Below are 3,178 nucleotides of genomic sequence, written 5' to 3'. Positions count from 1 at the left end.
GGATACCATCCGGGAGCAGATTCAGGAAACCTCGAAACGGATCAAGCGGCTGGGTGAATCCTCCCAGGAAATCGGTGATATTGTATCGTTGATCAACGACATCGCCGACCAAACCAACATCCTCGCTTTGAACGCCGCCATCCAGGCCTCCATGGCCGGTGACGCGGGCCGGGGCTTCGCGGTGGTTGCGGACGAGGTCCAGCGCCTGGCGGAACGTTCCTCGGCCGCCACCAAGCAGATCGAGGCACTGGTCAAGACCATCCAGTCGGACACCAACGAAGCCGTTATCTCCATGGAGCACACCACCGCCGAGGTGGTCCGTGGTGCCCGCCTGGCCCAGGACGCCGGTGTGGCGCTGGAGGAAATCGAGAACGTATCGATGAACCTGGCGGAACTGATCCAGAACATCTCCAACGCGGCACGCCAGCAGGCATCGTCGGCGGCCCACATTTCCAACACCATGAACGTCATCCAGGAAATCACCTCCCAGACCTCGTCCGGTACCAACGCCACCGCGAAGTCCATCGGGAACCTGGCCGACATGGCGTCTCAGCTCCGGTCCTCGGTGGCAGGCTTCACGCTGCCTGAGGAAGAGGCCGACACCCAGGATGCCGAAGAAGAGGAAGACAGTGACGTCCCGGTGGTGAGCTGATGCCTGCACCGGGCGCCTGACACCTTATGACCGCGGCACACTCGACCCTGTCTGACGGCTCCGGAATCTGGTCCCTGCGCCGACTCCCCGAAATGGACGAGGCGCAGTTCCAGCAGTGGCGGACACTGCTGGAACACCGGACCGGAATGACCCTGACCGCCGAACGCAAATCCTTCCTGGAGACCAACCTGGGTATCCGGATGCGGGAAATCGGCTGTGGCAGCTATCAGGCCTATTACGAGAAGGTCGTATCAGGGCCGGAGGCAGTGGTGGAGTGGGCCATCCTGGTGGACCGGCTGACGGTGCAGGAAACCCGCTTCCTTCGGGACCCGGACGCTTTCCGGCTGGTGTCGGACTATATCCTGACCCGGCCCCGGGAAGCCCTGCGGCGGCGGCCGCTGGAAGCCTGGAGTGTGGGCTGTTCCACCGGCGAGGAGCCCTACACCCTGGCCATGCTGCTGAACGAGAGCATGACCCAGCTGGAGCTGCCGCCCCTGTTCGGGGTGACCGGGTCGGACATCAGCAAGCCGGCCATCGACAAGGCCAAACGCGGGCTGTTCAACGCCCGCAAGCTGATTGGCATGGACGACGAGCTCAAGGCCCGGTATTTCCGGCCAGCAGAACGGAATACCGTGGAAATTGTCGACAGCATCCGCCAGCGGGTCTGCTTCACCAGGCTCAATGTGCTGGACCTGAAACAGGCGCCGATGCACGGCATGAACATCATCTTCTGCCAGAACCTGCTTATTTACTTTCGTCGCTGGCGACGGCGCGAAATCGTGAAGCGGCTTGCGGAGAGACTGGCACCCGGGGGACTCCTGGTGCTGGGGCAGGGAGAGCTGACCGACTGGCAGCCTCCCGGCCTGCAACGGGTCCCCTCGGAAAATGTACTGGCGTGGATTCGCCGCCAGTCTGACGAAGAGTAACCGGAGTGGTTATGGGCAATCACCATGACAGCATCGCCCTCGACTGGGTTCGGGGCGAGATACAGGACACGCTGACCCAGGGCCAGCAGGCGCTCGAGGCCTTCGTGGACAACCGCGAGGATACTGCGCGGCTGCGGTTCTGCCTGAACTACCTCCACCAGGTCCACGGTACCCTGCAGATGGTCGAGCTCTATGGCGCCGCCCTGCTCACCGAGGAAATGGAAAAACTGACCCAGGCGGTGCTCAATGACACCGTTGCCAGCGTCGACGACGCCGTCCAGGTGCTGATGCAGGCCATCCTGCAGCTGCCGCAATACCTGGAGCACCTGGCCAGCAGCAAGGACGACTTCCCGCTGGTGCTCTTGCCGCTGCTGAACGATCTGCGGGCGGCCCGGGGCGAATCGCTGCTGTCGGACACTTCCCTGTTCAAACCCGACCTGAGCCCCGCCAGGGCACCGGCCGCCGCCAAGGCATCACAGCGCCTGCAGGATCCCAAGGTACTGGGCAACATCCGCAAGCTGCGCCAGATGTACCAGTTCGCCCTGGCCGGCGTGGTGCGGGAAACCGACCTGGATTCCCATTTCGACTACCTCCACAAGGTCATCCTGCGACTGATCAAGCTCTGCCACGGCACCCCCCGGGCCGAGCTCTGGCGTGCCGCCGGTGGCTTTGTCGACACCATCCAGAGCGGTCACAACCCCATCAACACCGCGGTCAAGTCCATCCTGCGCCAGCTCGACGCCGAGCTGCGCCGGCTGATCGACGAGCACGTGGATATTCTGCAGCAGCCAGTGCCGGAAGCCCTGCTCAAGCACCTGCTTTACTATGTGGCCCGGGCCCGGGAGCTGGATACGCCCTATGTGCGCCAGCTCAGTGAACGTTACCGTCTGGCCGAGGCCCTGCCCTCGGAAGAAGCCATGGACGAGGCCCGGGATCGTGTTGCCGGCCCCGGCCGGGAAGCCATCCACTCAGTGGTCACCGCGCTCAACGAGGAGCTGGCCAAGCTCAAGGATCAGCTCGACCTGTTCGTACGGGCGGAGTTCCGCCAGAACAGCGAGCTGGAGGAGCTGCTGCCGGGTCTGCAGCAAGTCGCCAACACCCTGGCGGTGCTCGGGCTGGGCATTCCGCGAAAGGTCGCCACCGAGCAGATCGAGACTGTCGAGCGCCTGCAGGACCAGGCCGAGCCGGTGGATGACGGCACCCTGATGGACATTGCCGGCGCCCTGCTCTACATCGAGGCCACACTGGCCGGGCTGGAGAAAGAGAAGCCTTCCGACCGGCGCCGCGAGAAAGCCGGCGTCGACCTGGGTTCCCAGGAACTGGGCGAGGCCAACGCCGCCCTGCTGCGGGAATCCCGCAATACCCTGGAGCAGGTCAAGACTGCGGTGGTCAACTTCATTGCCTCCCAGTGGAACCAGCAGGAAATCGAACATGTACCGGGCCTGCTGCACAGCATCTGCGGCGGTCTGCGGCTAATCCCGCTGGACCGGGTCGCCGACATGCTGGCGGCGGTGGAGCGCTACGTCACGGACGTATTGCTGGAAGGCAAGCGCATTCCGGACTGGCAGCAGCTGGATACCCTGGCGGACACCGTCACCAG

3 protein-coding genes are annotated in these 3,178 nt (G+C 64.0%); all 3 read left to right on the top strand.

Annotation, left to right across the window (positions count from 1 at the left end; genetic code table 11):
• Positions 1 to 652 (top strand): methyl-accepting chemotaxis protein (locus R3280_RS16390; RefSeq protein ID WP_318999681.1); only part of this gene is annotated, 652 nt, incomplete at its 5' end.
• 26 nt (positions 653 to 678) lie between these two features.
• The gene (locus tag R3280_RS16385; RefSeq protein ID WP_318999680.1) at positions 679 to 1,578 is read left to right on the top strand and encodes a protein-glutamate O-methyltransferase CheR; all 900 of its coding nucleotides are present in this window, start codon (positions 679 to 681) and stop codon (positions 1,576 to 1,578) included.
• Between the two features lie 11 nt (positions 1,579 to 1,589).
• Positions 1,590 to 3,178, top strand: a 1,589-nt coding sequence (locus R3280_RS16380) for an Hpt domain-containing protein (RefSeq protein WP_318999679.1), incomplete at its 3' end; no start/stop codon positions are given.

Source organism: Marinobacter sp. (genome assembly GCF_033722195.1).
Taxonomy (GTDB): Bacteria; Pseudomonadota; Gammaproteobacteria; order Pseudomonadales; family Oleiphilaceae; genus Marinobacter.
This window is presented reverse-complemented; position numbering and strand designations above follow the sequence as displayed.

What these genes read in the sequence shown, in the direction of transcription:
- R3280_RS16385 (WP_318999680.1), top strand. Translation starts at nt 679, where the DNA reads ATGACCGCGGCACACTCGACCCTGTCTGACGGCTCCGGAATCTGGTCC.